At 60.0% G+C, this 1,310-nt stretch carries 1 protein-coding gene; it reads left to right on the top strand.

Translation table 11 applies throughout. From position 1 onward, the window contains the following. Positions 1-1,310, top strand: a 1,310-nt coding sequence (locus tag DFO50_RS19440) for a putative toxin (protein ID WP_199489907.1), incomplete at both ends; no start/stop codon positions are given.

Genomic DNA, 1,310 nt, shown 5'->3' with positions numbered 1-1,310 from the left:
GCGCGCCGCCTGACCCTGGCACAGCAGTACCGGGAAGCGGCCAGGTGGGGGCCGGGCGGCGACTACCGGCGGGTGGTCACGGCACTGACGGCCGCTGCCGGGGGCAACGTCAGTGGGGGGGCCGCGCAGATGCTGCAGGGGGCGACGGTCAACTACCTGCAGGGACTGGCGGCGGAGAAGGTCAGGGATCTGGCCGACAAGCTGGACAGCGAAACGGCCCGGACGGCCCTGCAGGCGATCGTCGGCTGCGCGGGAGCGGTGGCGCAGGGCGCGGACTGCGGCAGCGCGGCGCTGGGTGCGGGCGCCAGCGTGGTGATCAGCAACCTGCTGTATGGCGCGAACAGCGGGACGGCACTGAGCGGAGAAGAAAAGGAAAAGCGCGAACGGTTGATCAGCAGCCTGGTTGCGGGGGCGAGCGTAGCGGCGGGAGGGCAGGCTGCGGTAGCGATGTCGGCGGCGCAGATCGAGGCGGAAAACAATTACCTGAGTGCGACGGAAGCCATGGCACTGGATCAGGCATTACAGGGATGCCAGAAAAAGGGCAACTGCACTGCGGTCTGGGAAAAATTCAAGGAAATAAATGAAAAGAACCGGGCAGAACTGGATGCGACATGCCAGAAAACGCCCTTGGTTTGCGCCGACCTTGTAAAACAGATTGTTGCCGGAGGTATTGAAGCAACACAACGGCCGGCCTGGCTGTTCAACTCGATGGACACAGAAGAAGCCAGGGCCTTTGTACTGCGTGAGAATGAAAAAGACCTCGCAAGGATAGATGCCACAACCCCGGGCTGGATGAGTTTCGTCGCCTTTGTTGGGGACCCGGAAAACCAGTTGGCGCTGGCGTCGCTGGGCAATGCGGGGAAAGAGCTTGTAAAGCTGGCAAGAAGCGCTTTGGAGGGCGTGGCGAGGAAAGGGACAAGTGCCCCGCTGGGGCATGCGTTGGCCAGGTCGCCGCCGGGGATAAACAGTGGAGGGGGGCTGGGGAATGACGCGGGCAGGGCTGTCGTTCCCAAGAGCGCAGGGGTTGTAAATGAAATTCCACAGATTACCCTGAATCGCCAAAGCGGTATCGAGTTCGAGCGTCAGGTCATTGAAGCATTGGGCCATGTAGGGGCCAGGAAAAATACAACTTTATTGACTGCGCGGCTTCCCAATGGCGCGCAGGCCACAACGATTCCTGACTTGTGGGGGAAAAACGTCGGCGGTATGCTGGAAGTTAAAAATGTACAGAGGCTTTCCATGTCTAATCAGTTGCGAACTCAGATTCAAATTGCACGTGATACTGGGCAACCTTTAAATATTGTTGTAAG

It is taken from the genome of Microvirgula sp. AG722 (genome assembly GCF_003269145.1).
In the GTDB taxonomy this organism is placed as follows: domain Bacteria; phylum Pseudomonadota; class Gammaproteobacteria; order Burkholderiales; family Aquaspirillaceae; genus Microvirgula; species Microvirgula aerodenitrificans.
Note: the sequence above shows the minus strand (reverse complement) of the source record. Positions and strands in the feature narration are given on the sequence as shown.